Origin of the sequence: Streptococcus sp. CL9.43 (assembly GCF_049737935.1) — a bacterium.
Lineage (GTDB): Bacteria > Bacillota > Bacilli > Lactobacillales > Streptococcaceae > Streptococcus > Streptococcus infantis_I.
In genome coordinates this window covers 525020-543783 of record NZ_JBKOTS010000001.1, presented here as the reverse complement: position 1 = coordinate 543783, position 18764 = coordinate 525020, and the positions used below count along the sequence as shown (strand labels likewise).

Annotated in this window: 18 protein-coding genes; all 18 read left to right on the top strand. The window is 40.3% G+C overall.

The window, feature by feature from the left end:
* Positions 1-15 precede the first annotated feature (15 nt).
* The 18 genes from ACLNCS_RS02645 to ACLNCS_RS02560 all read left to right on the top strand — a co-directional run bounded on the left by ACLNCS_RS02645 (position 16) and on the right by ACLNCS_RS02560 (position 18521).
* Positions 16-1677 (top strand): ribonuclease J, encoded by a 1662-nt coding sequence (locus ACLNCS_RS02645; protein ID WP_004251767.1) that lies wholly within the window; start codon positions 16-18, stop codon positions 1675-1677.
* Between the two features lie 68 nt (positions 1678-1745).
* Complete coding sequence (locus ACLNCS_RS02640; RefSeq protein WP_254724548.1) at positions 1746-2525, top strand: alpha/beta hydrolase; 780 nt, start codon at positions 1746-1748, stop codon at positions 2523-2525.
* A 106-nt stretch (positions 2526-2631) separates the two neighbouring features.
* A complete protein-coding gene (locus ACLNCS_RS02635) occupies positions 2632-3333 on the top strand; it encodes a M57 family metalloprotease (RefSeq protein WP_424847086.1) in 702 nt (233 codons plus the stop codon).
* A gap of 68 nt (positions 3334-3401) precedes the next feature.
* Complete coding sequence (gene uvrC / locus ACLNCS_RS02630) at positions 3402-5228, top strand: excinuclease ABC subunit UvrC (protein WP_424847084.1); 1827 nt, start codon at positions 3402-3404, stop codon at positions 5226-5228.
* Between the two features lie 68 nt (positions 5229-5296).
* On the top strand, positions 5297-6247 hold the full coding sequence (gene rsmH, locus ACLNCS_RS02625) for a 16S rRNA (cytosine(1402)-N(4))-methyltransferase RsmH (RefSeq protein WP_414259569.1): 951 nt from the start codon (positions 5297-5299) through the stop codon (positions 6245-6247).
* Positions 6248-6256: 9 nt separating this feature from the next.
* A complete protein-coding gene (gene ftsL, locus ACLNCS_RS02620) occupies positions 6257-6574 on the top strand; it encodes a cell division protein FtsL (RefSeq protein WP_195183813.1) in 318 nt (105 codons plus the stop codon).
* A 3-nt stretch (positions 6575-6577) separates the two neighbouring features.
* The gene (pbp2x, locus tag ACLNCS_RS02615; protein WP_424847081.1) at positions 6578-8833 is read left to right on the top strand and encodes a penicillin-binding protein PBP2X; all 2256 of its coding nucleotides are present in this window, start codon (positions 6578-6580) and stop codon (positions 8831-8833) included.
* 1 nt (position 8834) lies between these two features.
* The gene (mraY, locus tag ACLNCS_RS02610) at positions 8835-9815 is read left to right on the top strand and encodes a phospho-N-acetylmuramoyl-pentapeptide-transferase (protein ID WP_424847079.1); all 981 of its coding nucleotides are present in this window, start codon (positions 8835-8837) and stop codon (positions 9813-9815) included.
* A 129-nt stretch (positions 9816-9944) separates the two neighbouring features.
* On the top strand, positions 9945-10466 hold the full coding sequence (locus ACLNCS_RS02605) for an FUSC family protein (RefSeq protein WP_263394026.1): 522 nt from the start codon (positions 9945-9947) through the stop codon (positions 10464-10466).
* A gap of 83 nt (positions 10467-10549) precedes the next feature.
* Positions 10550-10906, top strand: a complete 357-nt coding sequence (gene glnR, locus ACLNCS_RS02600) for a transcriptional repressor GlnR (protein WP_000659542.1) — start codon at positions 10550-10552, stop codon at positions 10904-10906.
* Between the two features lie 35 nt (positions 10907-10941).
* The gene (gene glnA / locus ACLNCS_RS02595) at positions 10942-12288 is read left to right on the top strand and encodes a type I glutamate--ammonia ligase (RefSeq protein ID WP_004251784.1); all 1347 of its coding nucleotides are present in this window, start codon (positions 10942-10944) and stop codon (positions 12286-12288) included.
* A 120-nt stretch (positions 12289-12408) separates the two neighbouring features.
* Positions 12409-12729 (top strand): PadR family transcriptional regulator, encoded by a 321-nt coding sequence (locus tag ACLNCS_RS02590; RefSeq protein WP_000423982.1) that lies wholly within the window; start codon positions 12409-12411, stop codon positions 12727-12729.
* Positions 12729-13304: a DUF2812 domain-containing protein gene (locus tag ACLNCS_RS02585; RefSeq protein ID WP_254733634.1), complete on the top strand. Its 576-nt coding sequence runs from the start codon at positions 12729-12731 to the stop codon at positions 13302-13304. The genes ACLNCS_RS02590 and ACLNCS_RS02585 overlap by 1 nt, the downstream gene beginning before the upstream one ends.
* A 21-nt stretch (positions 13305-13325) precedes the next feature.
* Positions 13326-13838 carry a DUF2812 domain-containing protein gene (locus ACLNCS_RS02580; protein ID WP_424847075.1) on the top strand — a complete coding sequence of 171 codons (513 nt, stop codon included), beginning with the start codon at positions 13326-13328 and terminating at the stop codon, positions 13836-13838.
* 161 nt (positions 13839-13999) lie between these two features.
* Complete coding sequence (gene hrcA, locus ACLNCS_RS02575; protein ID WP_424847073.1) at positions 14000-15034, top strand: heat-inducible transcriptional repressor HrcA; 1035 nt, start codon at positions 14000-14002, stop codon at positions 15032-15034.
* A 26-nt stretch (positions 15035-15060) separates the two neighbouring features.
* Positions 15061-15576: a nucleotide exchange factor GrpE gene (grpE, locus tag ACLNCS_RS02570; protein WP_424847070.1), complete on the top strand. Its 516-nt coding sequence runs from the start codon at positions 15061-15063 to the stop codon at positions 15574-15576.
* A 260-nt stretch (positions 15577-15836) separates the two neighbouring features.
* On the top strand, positions 15837-17660 hold the full coding sequence (dnaK, locus tag ACLNCS_RS02565) for a molecular chaperone DnaK (protein WP_004251794.1): 1824 nt from the start codon (positions 15837-15839) through the stop codon (positions 17658-17660).
* 228 nt (positions 17661-17888) lie between these two features.
* Positions 17889-18521, top strand: coding sequence for a DJ-1/PfpI family protein (locus ACLNCS_RS02560; protein ID WP_424847068.1), 633 nt, complete (start codon positions 17889-17891; stop codon positions 18519-18521).
* The last annotated feature ends 243 nt before the right edge of the window (positions 18522-18764 follow it).

Genomic DNA, 18764 nt, shown 5'->3' with positions numbered 1-18764 from the left:
TGCTTCGGAGGGAAAATGACCAATATTAAATTAACAACTTTGGGCGGTGTTCGTGAAAACGGGAAGAACATGTACATCGCAGAAATTAACGACTCTATCTTCGTTTTAGACGCAGGCTTGAAATATCCTGAAAATGAACAGTTGGGTGTCGATGTCGTTATTCCAAATATGGAATATCTATTTGAAAACAGCGACCGTATTGCAGGAGTCTTTTTAACGCACGGACATGCGGATGCGATTGGAGCACTTCCTTATCTCTTGTCAGAAGTGAAAGTTCCTGTTTTTGGTTCAGAGTTGACAATTGAGCTTGCTAAGCTTTTTGTTAAAGGAAATGATAGTGCTAAAAAATTCGATGATTTCCATGTTATTGATGAAAATACAGAAATCGACTTTGGCGGTACGGAGGTTTCCTTCTTCCGCACAACTCACTCTATCCCAGAGAGTCTGGGTGTCGTTTTGAAAACATCTGAAGGAAGTATCGTTTATACAGGGGACTTCAAATTTGACCAAACGGCTAGCGAATCATATGCAACTGACTTTGGTCGTTTAGCAGAAATTGGTCGCGAAGGAGTTTTAGCTCTTCTAAGCGACTCAGCAAACGCAGACAGTAATATTCAAGTAGCTAGCGAAAGTGAAGTTGGTGATGAAATTACACAAACCATTTCTGACTGGGATGGACGTATCATTGTAGCTGCTGTTGCAAGTAACCTTTCTCGCATTCAGCAAGTCTTTGATGCTGCTGCAGAGACAGGACGTCGTGTTGTTTTGACTGGATTTGATATTGAAAATATCGTTCGTACAGCTATTCGCTTGAAAAAATTGTCATTGGCTAACGAAAGTCTCTTGATTAAACCTAAAGATATGTCTCGTTTTGAAGACCACGAGTTAATCATCCTTGAAACCGGTCGTATGGGAGAACCAATTAATGGACTCCGTAAAATGTCAATCGGTCGTCACCGCTATGTTGAAATCAAGGATGGAGACTTGGTTTATATCGTTACAACGCCATCAATCGCTAAAGAAGCTGTTATGGCACGTGTAGAAAATATGGTCTACCAAGCAGGTGGTGTCGTTAAACCGATCACTCAAAGCTTGCGTGTATCAGGACATGGGAATGCGCGTGATCTGCAATTGATGATTAATCTTTTGCAACCTCAGTATCTCTTCCCAATCCAGGGTGAATACCGTGAGTTGGACGCTCATGCCAAGGCTGCTATGGCTGTTGGGTTGTTGCCAGAACGCATTTTTATCCCGAAAAAGGGCACAACCATGTCTTATGAACATGGGGACTTTGTCCCGTCTGGTGCAGTTGCTGCAGGTGATGTCTTGATTGACGGAAATGCCATTGGGGATGTTGGTAATGTTGTTCTTCGTGACCGTAAGGTCTTGTCAGAAGATGGTATTTTCATCGTGGCTATCACTGTTAACCGTCGCGAGAAGAAAATCATTGCCAAAGCACGAGTGCATACACGTGGCTTTGTCTACCTCAAGAAGAGTCGAGATATTCTGCGCGAAAGTACAGAGTTGGTGAACCAAACAGTTGAAGACTATCTCCAAGGGGAGGACTTTGACTGGGCTGATCTTAAAGGTAAGGTTCGTGACAATTTGGCTAAATTCCTTTTTGAACAAACGAAACGTCGTCCAGCCATTTTACCAGTAGTCATGGAAGCAAAATAAGGATTAAATAGCAAGAGAGAAAGTCGAGTTTCGGCTTTTTCTTATCTCAAACGAATAAGGAGCAAGTTATGGCAGTAATGAAGATTGAGTACTACTCAGAAATTTTAGATATGGAGTGGGGTGTGAATGTTCTCTACCCCGATGCGTCTCGAGTTGAGGAGCCAGATTCAACAGATATCCCTGTTCTTTATCTCCTTCACGGGATGTCAGGAAATCATAATAGCTGGCTCAAGCGAACCAATGTGGAGCGCTTGCTACGTGGGACCAATCTGATAGTTGTCATGCCAAATACAAACAACGGCTGGTATACAGATACTCAGTATGGCTATAACTACTACACAGCTCTAGCAGAAGAATTGCCTAAGGTGCTCAAACGCTTCTTCCCCAATATGACCAACGAGCGAGATAAAACCTTCATTGCTGGTTTATCAATGGGTGGCTACGGTTCCTTTAAGTTAGCACTGTCAACTGACCGTTTTTCTCATGCGGCTAGCTTTTCTGGAGCGCTTAGCTTCGAGGAGTTTTCTCCTGAGAGTCAAGATTTAGGAACGCGTGCCTACTGGCGAGGTGTTTTTGGCAAAGTTAATGATTGGGTGAATAGCCCTTACTCGCTGGAGACCCTTGCCAAAAAGTCAGACAAGGAGACTAAACTGTGGGTTTGGTGTGGCGAACAAGATTATCTCTATTCTGCCAATAATCTAGCAGTTAAAAATCTTAAGAAACTTGGTTTCGATGTGACCTATAGCCATAGTGCAGGAACCCATGAGTGGTATTATTGGGAAAAGCAATTGGAACGTTTTTTAACTACCTTGCCAATTGATTTTGTGTTGGAAGAACGCTTGTCTTAATTTTAGCTTTCTTTCAGTTTGTTTTAGTAGAATAAAGAATCTATCTTTAGAATGGGAATCCATGGCTTAAAGATGGGTTCTTATTTTTTTAGAAAGGTGGGCAATTATGGGCTGGATTATTCGTGTGTTATGTCGGTTTTTACTAGGGATTTTACGTATGTTTTGGCGCCTTGTATGGACGCTTATCTTCTTCATTCTCATCACTTTTGGGATTCTCTGGTATGTGACAGGTGATTTACCTGCTACTTTAAATCAAGTTAGCAAAGTGGTTCAAGTCGGCCAAGCAGGTTGGGATCAATGGCAAGAAACTGGCAAGTTGCAAGGTTTATCTCAGACAGATCATCATCAAGATTCAGGAGCAAAATGGTCAAAGGCGCAAGCAACTATCTATATTGATCCTCAAATGGATGCCACTTTCCAAAAGGCCTACCGTGAAGCTATTGCTAACTGGAATCAGACAGGGTCTTTTAACTTTGAGCTTGTAACAGAAGCGGATAAGGCCAATATTTTCGCTACCGAAATGAATGATGGTTCGACAGCCGTTGCGGGCGAAGCGGAGAGTCAAACAAATCTCCTAACCAAACAATTTACTTCAGTAACGGTTCGTTTAAATCATTATTATCTATCCAACACAAACTATGGCTATACCTACGATCGCATTTTGCATACGGCAGAACATGAGTTAGGGCATGCCATTGGTTTGGAACATACCAATGAAGTTTCGGTCATGCAGCCAGCAGGGTCATACTATGGTATTCAGGCTCAAGATGTTCAAGCAGTCCAGGAACTTTACAGATCTGGAGAATAAGTGTTTTTAAACGAAACTGTAGCTCCTTGATGTCAGCAATGATACGGGGTTTTTGCTATAATGGAACTATGAATAACTTGATTAAATCAAAACTAGAGCTTTTGCCGACTAGCCCTGGTTGTTACATTCACAAAGATAAAAACGGCACTATTATCTATGTAGGGAAGGCAAAAAATCTACGTAACCGTGTACGGTCCTATTTTCGTGGAAGTCATGATACAAAGACAGAAGCCTTGGTATCTGAAATTGTAGACTTTGAGTTTATTGTTACGGAGTCTAATATTGAGGCCCTTCTTTTAGAGATTAATCTCATCAAGGAAAACAAGCCTAAGTACAATATTATGCTCAAGGACGACAAATCCTATCCTTTCATCAAAATCACCAATGAGCGCTATCCTCGCTTGATTATCACACGTCAGGTCAAAAAAGACGGAGGTCTCTATTTTGGTCCTTATCCAGACGTTGGTGCGGCCAATGAAATCAAACGGCTATTGGACCGGATTTTCCCATTTCGCAAGTGTACCAATCCTCCTTCCAAGGTTTGTTTTTATTACCATATCGGCCAGTGTATGGCTCACACCATCTGTAAGAAAGACGAGGCTTATTTCAAAGCTATGGCGCAAGAAGTCTCTGATTTTCTTAAGGGACAAGACGATAAAATCATTGATGAACTCAAGAGTAAGATGGCTTTAGCAGCCCAAAGTATGGAGTTTGAACGTGCCGCAGAATACCGTGATTTGATTCAGGCTATTGGCACCCTTCGGACTAAGCAACGAGTCATGGCTAAAGACCTCCAAAACCGTGATGTCTTTGGTTATTATGTGGATAAGGGCTGGATGTGTGTACAGGTTTTCTTTGTCCGTCAGGGTAAGCTGATTGAACGCGATGTCAATCTCTTTCCTTACTACAATGATCCAGATGAGGATTTTTTGACCTATGTAGGACAGTTTTATCAAGAAAAATCTCATCTGGTTCCCAATGAGATTTTGATTCCTCAGGATATTGATGAAGAAGCCGTTAAGGCCTTGGTGGATACCAAAATTCTCAAACCCCAACGAGGGGAGAAGAAGCAACTGGTTAATCTGGCTATCAAAAACGCTCGTGTTAGTTTAGAGCAGAAGTTTAATCTGTTGGAAAAATCAGTTGAAAAGACTCAAGGAGCTATTGAAAATCTTGGGCGACTTCTACAAATTCCAACCCCAGTCCGTATCGAGTCTTTTGACAACTCTAATATTATGGGGACTAGTCCAGTCTCTGCTATGGTTGTTTTTGTCAACGGAAAACCGAGTAAGAAGGATTACCGCAAGTATAAAATCAAGACTGTGGTCGGACCAGATGACTATGCAAGTATGCGAGAGGTTATTCGTAGACGTTATGGACGGGTCCAGCGTGACGGTTTGACACCGCCAGATCTAATCGTCATCGATGGTGGTCAGGGTCAGGTCAATATCGCTAAACAGGTCATTCAAGAAGAGTTGGGGTTAGATATTCCGATCGCAGGCCTGCAAAAGAATGACAAGCACCAAACCCATGAATTGCTTTTTGGAGACCCACTTGAGGTGGTAGAGTTGTCTCGCAATTCTCAAGAATTTTTCCTCCTGCAACGCATTCAGGATGAAGTCCACCGCTTTGCCATTACCTTCCACCGACAACTACGTTCTAAAAATTCCTTCTCCTCTCAATTGGATGGAATTGAAGGCTTGGGTCCAAAACGCAAGCAGAATTTGATGAAATATTTCAAATCTCTGACAAAAATCAAGGAAGCCAGTGTGGATGAGATTGTCGCTGTTGGTATACCAAGAGCAGTGGCAGAGGCAGTTCATCATCACCTGAATCCAGAAGTAGACTCAGGGCTAGCTCAAGTAGCTGAGAAGCCTGTCGAGTATAAGGAATAAAGCAACAGTGGAATGTTTTAGCTTTAGTGAGTGCAAGCTAGTCGGATTTGTGGTAAAATAGATAAGATATGACAAAAGAATTTCATCATGTAACGGTCATGCTCCATGAGACCATTGATATGCTAGATGTAAAACCTGATGGTATTTACGTTGATGCGACCTTGGGAGGAGCAGGACACAGCGAGTATTTATTAAGTAAGTTAAGTGAGAAGGGGCATTTATATGCCTTTGACCAGGACCAAAACGCTATTGATAATGCACAAAAACGTTTGGCGCCTTACATTGAAAAGGGCATGGTCACCTTCATCAAGGATAATTTCCGTCATTTGAAGGACCGCTTACATGACTTAGGTGTGACTGAAATTGATGGAATTTGTTATGATTTAGGTGTGTCAAGCCCGCAGTTAGATCAGCGTGAACGTGGTTTTTCCTATAAGAAGGATGCACCACTGGATATGCGCATGAATCAGGAAGCTAGTTTGACCGCTTATGAAGTCGTTAATCACTACGACTACCATGATTTGGTAAGAATCTTTTTCAAATATGGAGAGGACAAGTTTTCCAAACAGATTGCTCGAAAAATTGAACAGGCGCGTGAACAGAAACCGATTGAGACCACGACGGAATTGGCAGAGATTATTAAATCTGCCAAACCGGCTAAGGAGCTCAAGAAAAAGGGTCACCCAGCCAAACAAATTTTCCAAGCTATCCGTATAGAGGTCAATGATGAACTGGGGGCTGCGGATGAATCAATCCAGCAGGCGATTGAACTTCTAGCTCTTGATGGAAGAATTTCAGTCATCACATTTCATTCGCTGGAAGATCGCTTGACTAAGCAGTTATTTAAGGAAGCTTCCACAGTTGAAGTTCCTAAAGGTTTGCCTTTCATCCCAGACGATCTCAAGCCCAAGATGGAATTAGTCTCTCGTAAACCGATTTTACCAAGCAAGGAAGAATTGGAAGCCAATAATCGTTCCCACTCAGCCAAGCTTCGAGTGGCAAGAAAAATTCACAAGTAAGAGGAAACCATGGTAGAAAACAGAGGAACAACGAGCCAATTGCTACAAGCTCGTATAAAAAAATTTTCACGTGTTGAAAAGGCCTTTTACCTTTCAATTGCCATCACAGCCCTTGTCTTAGCGATCAGTGTAGTCTATATGCAGACAAAACTTTTTCAGGTTCAGAGTGATTTGACAAGAGTCAATGCACAAATCGAGGAAAAAAAGACAGAGCTGGATGATGCTAAACAAGAAGTTAATGAATTGATCCGATCAGAACGTTTGACCGAAATTGCAAATTCACAAGACTTGCAATTGAATAATGAAAATATTCGATCGGCGGAGTAGTAGATGAAAACTATGAAAGAAAGAATCATACGCTTTGCCATTAAGAATCGTAAATCTCCAATGGAAAACCGCAGACGAGTGGGGAAGAGTCTGAGCCTCTTGGCCGTCTTTCTCTTTGCTGTTTTTTTGGTTAATTTTGCGGTGATTATTGGTACAGGCACAAAATTTGGGGTCAATCTGGTTAAAGAAGCAAAAAAAGTTCATCAAACGACTCTGACTGTTCCTGCTAAAAGAGGAACCATTTATGATCGTAATGGAACTCCCATAGCAGAAGATGCGACCTCCTATAATGTCTATGCTGTTATAGATAAAGAATATAAGTCAGCTAATGGTGACGTTCTTTATGTAGAAGAATCTCAGTACAACAAAGTGGCAGAAATTTTTCATAAATACTTAGATATGGAGGAGACTTACGTCAAAAATCAACTCTCTCAACCAAATCTCAAACAGGTTTCTTTTGGTGCTAAAGGGAATGGGATTACCTATGCTAATATGATGTCCATTAAACAAGACTTAGAATCTGCTAAGGTTGAGGGTATTAATTTTACGACTAGTCCAAATCGAAGTTATCCAAATGGGAAATTTGCCTCATCCTTTATTGGTTTAGCACAGTTACATGAAAATGAAGATGGCACGAAAAGTCTAATTGGGACATCGGGTATCGAGAGTTCCTTAAATAGTTTATTGGCAGGGACAGATGGTGTTATTACTTATGAAAAAGACCGTCTAGGTAATATTGTTCCTGGTACAGAACAAGTCACCCAACAGACCGTAAACGGGAAAGACGTCTATACGACCCTATCTAGTCCTTTGCAGTCCTTTATGGAAAGTCAAATGGATGCCTTCCAAGGAAAACTAAAAGGCAAGTATATGACTGCGACCTTGGTTAGTGCCAAGACAGGAGAAATTCTGGCCACGACTCAAAGACCGACCTTTGATGCTGATACCAAAGAAGGGATTACAGAGGACTTTGTCTGGCGTGATATCCTTTACCAAAGTAACTATGAACCAGGTTCAACCATGAAGGTCATGACCTTAGCAGCAGCTATAGATAACAACACCTTCCCTGGTGGAGAATACTTTAATAGTAGCGAATTAAAAATAGCAGATGCAACTATTAAGGACTGGGATGTGAATGATGGCTTATCAGCTGGAAGTATAATGACATACTCACAAGGTTTTGATCACTCGAGTAATGTCGGTATGACCTTGCTCCAGCAAAAAATGGGGGATGCCACTTGGTTGGATTATCTCAATCGCTTTAAGTTTGGGGTGCCGACGCGTTTTGGTCTGACTGATGAGTATTCAGGTCAATTGCCTGCAGATAATATTGTCGATATTGCCATGAGTTCTTTTGGTCAAGGGATTTCTGTTACTCAGACCCAGATGCTTCGTGCCTTTACAGCAATCGCTAATGATGGGGTCATGCTAGAGCCGAAGTTTATTAGTGCCCTCTATGATCCAAATGATCAGACTGTTCGTAAATCGCAGAGGGAGGTTGTAGGGAATCCTGTTTCTAAAGAAGCGGCTAGTCTGACTCGAGAAAATATGATTTTGGTTGGTACAGATCCTGTTTATGGTACAATGTACAATAAACTTACCGGTAAACCAATCGTTACTGTACCTGGTCAGACTGTTTCTGTAAAATCAGGAACAGCTCAAATTGCCGATGAGCAAAACGGAGGATATTTAGTTGGGAAAACCAATTATATCTTTTCTGTAGTAACCATGCATCCTTCTGAAAATCCTGATTTTATTCTTTACGTAACAGTTCAACAGCCAGAACACTTTTCTAACCCTTGGTTTGGAGAATTTGCTAATCCTATTCTTGAACGAGCTTCTGCCATGAAAGAATCTCTTAATCTTCAGTCTACAGCTAAAAATCTGGATCAAGTTACAACAACAACTAGTTATGCAATGCCAGCGACCAAGGACTATAGTCCGGGAGATATGGCAGAGGAACTGCGACGTAATCTTGTTCAACCAGTTGTTATCGGATCAGGAACAAAAATTAAAGAAAGTTCAGTATCAGAAGGAACTAATCTCGATGCTAATGAACAAATTCTATTACTCACTGATAAGGTAGAAGAGATGCCTGATTTGTATGGTTGGTCTAAGAAGAACGTTGAAACCTTTGCAAAATGGTTAAATATCGAAGTCGAATTTGAAGGCTCAGGACAGACTGTTAAAAAACAAAGTGTTCGTGCCAATACGGCTTTAAAAGATTTACAGAAAATAAAAATAACATTAGGAGATTAGGATGTTAGTTTCTATCTTTCCTGGAGTTCTTACTTTTGTTCTTACAGTAGTAGGAATTCCAGCATTTATCCGTTTTTATCATAAAGCACAAATTACCGGTCAGCAGATGCATGAGGATGTGAAACAACATCAGGCTAAAGCTGGGACACCGACAATGGGAGGAATCGTCTTCCTTATAACAAGTGTTTTAGTTAGTTTAGTTCTTGCTCTTTTGACCAATCAACTAACCAATAATGTTGGAATGATCCTCTTTATCCTAGTCTTATATGGTTTGGTCGGTTTCTTAGATGATTTCCTCAAGGTTTTCCGTAAAATCAATGAAGGACTCAATCCTAAACAAAAACTCTTGCTTCAGTTGGTCGGAGGGGTTATTTTCTATTTCTTTTATGAAAGAGGAGGAGATATCTTAAATGTATTTGGTTATCCTTTACACTTAGGCGTTCTTTACATCCTTTTTGCTCTCTTTTGGCTAGTCGGTTTTTCAAATGCTGTTAACTTGACTGACGGGATTGATGGTTTGGCAAGTATCTCAGTAGTGATTAGCCTATCTGCCTATGGAGTCATTGCTTATGTACAAAACCAATTGGATATTCTCCTAGTGATTCTTGCCATGATTGGTGGTCTTCTTGGTTTCTTTGTCTTTAACCATAAGCCTGCTAAAGTTTTTATGGGAGATGTCGGAAGTCTTGCTCTTGGAGGAATGTTGGCCGCTATTTCTATGGCGTTACACCAAGAATGGACCTTGCTCTTGATTGGGATAGTGTATGTTTTTGAAACAACATCTGTCATGATGCAAGTTACCTACTTTAAGTTGAGTGGTGGCAAACGTATCTTCCGAATGACACCAGTTCATCACCATTTTGAGTTGGGTGGCTTTTCTGGTAACGGTCAAGCCTGGAGTGAGTGGAAAGTCGATTTCTTCTTCTGGGGCGTGGGTTTACTTGCCAGTCTCCTAACTTTAGCTTTCATGTATTTGTTCTAAAAGAGAATATTGCAATAAAAAGAGAAGGACTTAGATCCTTCTCTTTTTATTTCCTATTATTTTCAATTGATGAATCCTTTTCTCAAAAAAGTAAAATTATGGTAAAATGGAGAAAAGAAAGATGAGATTATGAGTTACTTTAAAAAATATACATTTGACAAATCTAAGTTTAAATTAGGAATGCGAACCTTTAAAACAGGAATTGCTGTTTTTTTGGTTCTCATGATTTTTGGCTTTTTTGGATGGAAGGGACTTCAAATCGGAGCATTAACAGCTGTTTTTAGCTTGAGAGAGGACTTTGATAAGAGTGTCCACTTTGGTACATCTCGTATTCTGGGAAATAGTATTGGTGGCTTTTTTGCTTTGATTTTCTTTCTCTTAAATAATCTTTTTCACGGCGCCTTCTGGGTAACCCTTCTTGTTGTTCCGATTTGCACCATGTTAACCATTATGACAAATGTTGCTATGAACAACAAGTCAGGGGTCATTGGAGGAGTTGCAGCTATGTTGATTATTACCCTATCAATCCCAACTGGTGAGACCGTTTTGTACGTATTTGCCCGAGTTTTTGAAACATTTATGGGTGTTTTCGTGGCAATTCTAGTCAATTACGATATCGATCGTTTACGGAGCCTTTTGCAGAAAAAATAAAAATTATGTCACAAGATATGACATAAACAATTGACGATTGAATTTTTTTAGACTATAATAGACAGAAAGAAGAGGAAGTGCACATGAAGGAAAAAGAATTTCGTCGCAATATGGCAGTTTTCCCCATTGGTAGTGTTATGAAGCTGACCGATCTTTCGGCGCGTCAAATTCGTTATTATGAAGATCAGGAGTTGATAAAACCTGATCGAAACGAAGGTAACCGCCGGATGTATTCTTTAAATGATATGGATCGGTTACTTGAGATTAAGGACTATATCTCTGAAGGTCTGAACATTGCTGCTATCAAGAAAAAATATGCCGAACGTGAGGCGAAAGCCAAGAAACCAGTTAGTCAAACTGAGGTGCGCCGAGCACTTCGGAATGAAGTTCTTCAACAAAGTCGCTTTGCTTCTCAACAATCACCTTTTGGTCGCGGTTAGGCAACCGCAAGTCGTCATATATAAGGAGAAAAACCATGCCAATCACAGCTGCAGATATTCGTCGTGAAGTTAAGGAAAAAAATGTAACCTTTATCCGTCTCATGTTTTCAGATATTTTGGGAACCATGAAAAACGTCGAAATTCCTGCTACAGATGAACAACTAGACAAGGTCTTGTCAAACAAGGCTATGTTTGATGGATCTTCTATTGAAGGGTTTGTTCGTATCAATGAATCAGATATGTACTTGTACCCTGACCTGGACACATGGACTGTCTTCCCTTGGGGAGATGAGAACGGTAGTGTCGCAGGATTGATTTGTGATGTCTATACAACAGAAGGAGAGCCATTTGCTGGAGATCCTCGAAGCAACCTTAAACGAGCTCTTCATCACATGGAGAAAGTTGGATTCAAATCTTTCAACCTTGGTCCGGAACCAGAATTCTTCCTATTCAAGCTTGATGAAAATGGAGACCCAACTCTTGAGGTGAATGACAAGGGTGGTTACTTTGATTTGGCGCCTACAGACCTTGCTGATAATACCCGTCGTGAGATTGTAAATGTCTTGACTAAAATGGGATTTGAAGTAGAAGCCAGTCACCACGAAGTTGCCGTAGGTCAACATGAGATTGACTTTAAGTACGATGAAGTTCTTCGTGCATGTGACAAGATTCAAATCTTTAAACTTGTTGTAAAGACAATTGCGCGTAAACATGGTTTGTATGCAACCTTTATGGCTAAACCTAAATTTGGTATCGCTGGTTCAGGAATGCACTGTAATATGTCCTTGTTTGATGATGAAGGGAACAACGCTTTCTTTGATCCAAATGATCCAAAAGGAATGCAATTGTCAGAAACAGCCTATCATTTCCTTGGTGGTTTGATCAAGCACGCCTACAACTACACAGCTATCATGAACCCGACAGTTAACTCATACAAACGTTTGGTTCCAGGCTACGAAGCACCAGTTTACATCGCTTGGGCTGGTCGTAACCGTTCACCGTTGGTCCGCGTTCCTGCTACTCGTGGAATGGGAACACGTTTGGAATTGCGCTCAGTAGACCCAATGGCAAATCCATATATCGCAATGGCTGTTCTTTTGGAAGTTGGTTTGCACGGTATTGAAAACAAAATCGAAGCACCAGCGCCAATCGAAGAAAATATCTATATCATGACTGCAGAAGAGCGTAAAGAGGCTGGTATCACAGATCTTCCATCAACTCTTCACAACGCTTTGAAGGCCATGACAGAAGACGAAGTGGTTAAAGCAGCTCTAGGCGAACACATCTACACTAGCTTCCTTGAAGCCAAACGAATTGAGTGGGCAAGCTATGCAACCTTCGTTTCACAATGGGAAATTGATAACTACCTAGATCTATACTAATGATAAATCAGAAAGATTGTCCGTGAGGACGATCTTTTTTTTTTTGCATTTTATATCGAGGTGTGATATATTTTATATAACGAGGTGCGATATATCGAACTAAATAGGAGGTCTGATTAAATGGAATTAACAGATAAGATTAGGCGTGTCTACCTTCCCATGACTGAAACGGGTTTTTATATTCTATTCTGTCTGCAAAAGGAGAACCATGGTTATGGTATTACACAAAAGGTCAAAGAGATGACAGATTCGCAAGTATCCATTAGTCCTGGAACTATGTATGGAACCCTATCGAAGATGGAAAAGGATGGTTTGGTTTCCTTTGTCCGAGAAGAGGAAAAGCGTAAAATCTATCAGATAACAGACTTGGGTCGAAAAGTTTTAGAGATTGAGTTGAAACGTATTGAGCGGCTCTACAGAAATAGTCGGGAGGAACTCTGATGGAAAAGAAAGTTGTTTATAGAATTGCTACCATTGCAGATTATGATAGAGAGGCTCTCTATCTCGGAGAAATGCATGCTCAGGGTTGGAAACTTAAGGAAGTAAGTTATTCTAACTTAGTAGTTGCAGTTAAGTATACTTTTGAAAAGTGCCAACCGGAGCAGGTGGTTTATCAGTTGGACTTTTATCCTATGAAAAAGTCAGAGAGAGCTTCCTATTTACAACTATTTAAAGATTGTGGGTGGGAACATATTACAGACTTTAATGGTTTTTCCTACTTTAGAAAGCCTTATTCTGGTGTTGAGTTGGATGCCGAGTTTGAAATTTATAATGACGCGGCTGGGAAATTAGCAATGGTCAAGAAGATTTTAACAATGCGGATGCTTCCTATTTTGCTTCTCTTTTTAGCTCTACTACCGGTTTTATCAAAGTTTGTCAGTGGAGGTAGTCATTTCAGTTGGGGAATGTTTTTCATTGTCATAATAGATTGTGTTTTATTGATAGTTTTTGCGATTCAGATTTCATATGTTTTTTGGAGATTGTTTCAAAAGTGGAAAGAATTATCTGATAAATAAAACCATTTTGGAGGTTAGACAATGAAAAGCAATGTACAATTTCGAATGTTTACCATTTTTGATTTGGATAAGGTAGAAGATTATTTGCATGAGATGCATTTGAAAGGTTGGAAATTTAAATCGAATCGTTTTGGCTTTTTCTATTTTGAACCATGCCAACCAGATGATGTGATTTACCGTGTGTGGAATACTAGCTACCTTAGAAAAAATGATGTAGATTTACAAAGTATGAAGGATAGAGAATGGGAATTTGTGGAAAATTGTTCTTATACTGTTTTTAGAAAAGCAACTTGTGATGTAGATTTAAATGATCAATCTTTCATGGACAATCGTCTTCAATGGGCTGATGTGAAATCTAGATTTCGTACATCTACAGTTTCTATCTCTGGCGGTCTAGTTATTTGTATGAGCTTGTTTCGCGAAAGTCTCTCTCAATCTTTCTTCCTTATTTTTGCCCTTTATGCCCTCATGATTTCTTACCTAATCTATAGTTTTTACAGACTTAAAAAGAAATATCTTGAGAATGTAAGATGATTTTCTAGGTCCTCAGACTGATTTTTAGCACTCTTGGCAAAAGAGTGCTAATTTTTTGAGTTTTTGTCTTGACATTCTTTACTAAGGGTGTATAATAGAATCATAAGTTAGCACTTGGATGTGTCGAGTGCTAAAAAGATCTATCAGAGAGGAGTAGCGAGATGGTTACAGAACGTCAGCAGAATATTTTAAATCTGATTATTGACATCTTTACCAAAACGCACGAACCTGTTGGATCTAAGGCCTTGCAAGAGTCTATCAACTCTAGTAGTGCTACCATTCGAAATGATATGGCAGTTTTAGAAAAGCAAGGTTTACTTGAAAAGGCTCATACTTCCAGTGGTCGGATGCCGAGTGTGGCTGGTTTTCAATACTATGTCAAACACTCCCTATCCTTTGACCGTTTAGCTGAAAATCAAGTTTATGAGATTGTAAAAGCCTTTGATCAAGAATTCTTCAAGCTTGAGGATATTCTTCAAGAGGCAACGAAAATTTTGTCAGACTTGAGTGGTTGTACGGTTGTAGCGCTGGATGTAGAACCAAGTAGGCAGAAGCTAACAGCTTTTGATATTGTTGTCCTCGGGCAACATACAGCTCTTGCTGTTTTTACGCTTGATGAGTCTAGAACAGTTACCAGTCAGTTTTTGATTCCGAGAAATTTCTTGCAGGAGGATTTAAATCGCCTCAAGACCATGATTCAAGAACGTTTCCTGGATCAGACTGTTTTGGATATTCACTACAAGATTCGGACAGAGATTCCGCAAATTATCCAACGTTACTTCACAACAACGGATAACGTTATGGATCTTATTGAGCATATCTTCAAAGAAATGTTCAATGAAAATATCGTGGTTTCTGGCAAAGTCAATCTTTTGAATTTCGCTAATTTAGCGGCCTATCAATTTTTTGATCAGCCACAAAAGGTAGCTTTGGAAATTCGAGAGAATCTGATTGGCGACCAGATGCAAAGTGTCCGAGTTGCGGATAGCCAAGAATCTTGTCTTGCTGACTTAGCAGTAATTAGCAGTAAGTTCCTGATTCCCTATCGTGGGTTTGGAATCCTTGCGATTATAGGTCCGGTTAATCTGGATTATCAAAAATTGGTCAATCAACTCAATGTTGTCAATCGAGTTCTAACCATGAAGTTGACGGATTTTTACCGCTATCTCAGCAGTAATCACTATGAAGTGAATTAAGATTGAAATCATTAAAGGAGGCGAAAATGGCCCAAGATATAAAAAATGAAGAAGTAAAAGAAGAGGAAGTTGTGGAAACAGCTGATGAAACAACTCCTGAGAAGTCTGAATTGGACTTGGCCAATGAACGTGCCGAAGAATTTGAAAACAAATATCTTCGTGCCCACGCAGAAATGCAAAACATTCAGCGTCGTGCCAATGAAGAACGCCAACTTTTGCAACGTTATCGCAGCCAAGATTTGGCAAAAGCAATTTTGCCGTCACTTGACAACCTAGAACGTGCTCTTGCTGTCGAAGGTTTGACAGATGATGTGAAGAAGGGCTTGGAGATGGTGCAAGAAAGTTTGATTCACGCTCTGAAAGAAGAAGGAATCGAAGAGATTCCAGCGGACGGTGAATTTGACCATAACTACCATATGGCTATTCAAACAGTTCCAGCTGATGATGAGCATCCAGCAGACACCATCGCACAAGTCTTCCAAAAAGGCTACAAACTCCATGACCGCATCCTACGCCCAGCCATGGTGGTTGTATATAACTAGGCTAGAGAACTTAAAAACCTTGTCCGAAACGACACTAAACTATGAAGAAAGATAAAAAATTATTCAGCTTTGCAATAGTGAGCGAAGCGAACCATTGGCGATACTCTTCACCGTGGCGCTATTTGCACAAACTTTGAGACCTTAGGCACAAAGTTTAATCAAAGAGATTAACGAAGTTAAGCTCTGACGGCGCCGCCACCTAAGAAGAGTATCAAAAAGAAAAATAGAAAATAGAATATAAAATTTAAGGAGAAAAACACATGTCTAAAATTATCGGTATTGACTTAGGTACAACAAACTCAGCAGTAGCAGTTCTTGAAGGAACTGAATCAAAAATCATCGCAAACCCAGAAGGAAACCGTACAACTCCATCTGTAGTTTCTTTCAAAAACGGTGAAATCATCGTTGGTGACGCTGCAAAACGTCAAGCAGTAACAAACCCAGATACAGTTATCTCTATCAAATCTAAGATGGGAACTTCTGAAAAAGTTTCTGCAAACGGTAAAGAATACACTCCACAAGAAATCTCAGCTATGATTCTTCAATACTTGAAAGGTTATGCTGAAGAATACCTTGGTGAAAAAGTAACCAAGGCTGTTATTACAGTTCCAGCTTACTTTAACGATGCTCAACGTCAAGCAACTAAAGACGCTGGTAAAATCGCTGGTCTTGAAGTAGAACGTATCGTCAACGAACCAACTGCAGCAGCTCTTGCTTACGGTTTGGATAAGACTGACAAAGAAGAAAAAATCTTGGTATTCGACCTTGGTGGTGGTACATTCGACGTATCTATCCTCGAACTCGGTGATGGTGTCTTTGATGTATTGGCAACTGCAGGGGATAACAAACTCGGTGGTGACGACTTTGACCAAAAAATCATCGACTACTTAGTAGCAGAATTCAAGAAAGAAAATGGTATCGACTTGTCAAACGACAAGATGGCTCTTCAACGTTTGAAAGACGCAGCTGAAAAAGCTAAGAAAGACCTTTCTGGAGTGACTTCAACTCAAATCAGCTTGCCATTTATCACTGCTGGTGAGGCTGGACCTCTTCACTTGGAAATGACCTTGACTCGTGCTAAATTCGACGATTTGACTCGTGACCTTGTAGAACGTACAAAAGTTCCAGTTCGCCAAGCCCTTTCAGATGCAGGTTTGAGCTTGTCAGAAATAGACGAAGTTATCCTTGTCGGTGGTTCAACTCGTATCCCTGCCGTTGTAGAAGCTGTTAAAGCTGAAACTGGTAAAGAACCAAACAAATCAGTTAACCCTGATGAAGTAGTTGCTATGGGTGCTGCGATCCAAGGTGGTGTCATCACTGGTGATGTTAAAGACGTTGTCCTTCTTGACGTAACGCCATTGTCACTTGGTATCGAAACAATGGGTGGAGTCTTCACAAAACTCATCGACCGCAACACTACGATTCCAACATCTAAATCACAAGTCTTCTCAACTGCAGCAGACAACCAACCAGCTGTTGATATCCACGTTCTTCAAGGGGAACGCCCAATGGCAGCGGATAACAAGACTCTTGGACGTTTCCAATTGACAGATATCCCAGCTGCACCTCGTGGTATCCCACAAATCGAAGTAACATTCGACATCGATAAGAACGGTATCGTATCTGTTAAGGCTAAAGACCTTGGAACTCAAAAAGAACAAACAATCGTTATCCAATCTAACTCAGGTTTGACAGACGAAGAAATCGACCGCATGATGAAAGATGCAGAAGCAAACGCTGAAGCAGATAAGAAACGTAAAGAAGAAGTAGACCTTCGTAACGAAGTAGACCAAGCTATCTTTGCGACTGAAAAGACAATCAAAGAAACTGAAGGCAAAGGCTTCGATGCAGAACGTGATGCTGCACAAGCTGCCCTTGATGATCTTAAGAAAGCTCAAGAAGACAACAACTTGGACGAAATGAAAGCAAAACTTGAAGCCTTGAACGAAAAAGCTCAAGGACTTGCGGTTAAACTCTACGAACAAGCCGCAGCAGCGCAACAAGCTCAAGCAGGAGCAGAAGGCGCACAAGCAACAGGAAACGCAGGCGATGACGTCGTAGACGGAGAGTTTACTGAAAAGTAAGATGTTGAGGCGTTAAGAAAACGAAAGAAAAATAGGAAGCCATCGCCTTGTGCGATGCACAAAAGATGGCTTATCTTTTTTCCGAAGTTTTTAGCCGAAACTCAATTCAGCCTTACTAGTTCAAAAACAAAATATAATCGACTTTGTTTTAGAACGTCGTAATGATAAGAAGAAATCCAGAGGTTGCAACCCAGCCTCTGTTTTTCGGTAAAATAGAGGATGTTACGTATGAAAAAAGTACTTTGCTTGATTTATCCTAATTTTTCTCTTTATGAGATAACTGCTTTAACGAGTACTTTAGCTCTGTCTTTTGATATCACGATTGATTATGTTGCTTCTGAGCATTCGATAGTGGTCTCTGAGGATGGTTTGCCCTGTCAACCGACGAAAACACTAGATCAAATCTGTATAGAAGAGTATTCTTGTGTGATTTTGCCAGGAATGGTCAATATAGGGCCTGCTCTACAGGATGAGAAATTGATTTCGTTTTTGAGGGACCTTGGTGAGCAAGATATCCTAATTGCAGCTATTTCTTCAGCGCCCCTTTTATTGGCGAAAGCAGGCTTGTTGAAGGACACGAAATTCACAGGTGGGATTTGGCAAAACTTCTTTGACTATTTTGAATTTCTTCCACGAGAAAATTTCAAACCGAAAGTTCTTGTGCAAGATAAACAAATCATTACGGCTATCGGTTTTGCACATCAAGAGTTTGCAAGAAAAGTGATTCTAAGTTTAGGGCTGGCAGAGAATACGGACAACTATTTTAAAGAACAAAACGAGTATGCAGAAGAGGATTTGATATTTACTCTATCAGATGTAGAGTTTGATCAAGTGAAGCAAAGTATAGAAAACATCCTCTAAAGTTTTACATGAAAATTATAGAAAGGAACAAAGAGTGTTCGAGAAATTGAACTCGAGCTCTTAAGTTTCTTACTCAATATGAAAGAAAGGAACTGAACCCGACCTAAATCGTGGTTTGATTCACAATAACAATAGAAAGGAACAAAGAGTGTTCGCAACTGAACATGGGTTCCAAAGTTTCTAATTTAATATAAAAGAAAGGAACAAAGAGCGTTCGGGGAATTGAACTCGAGCGGAAAGCTT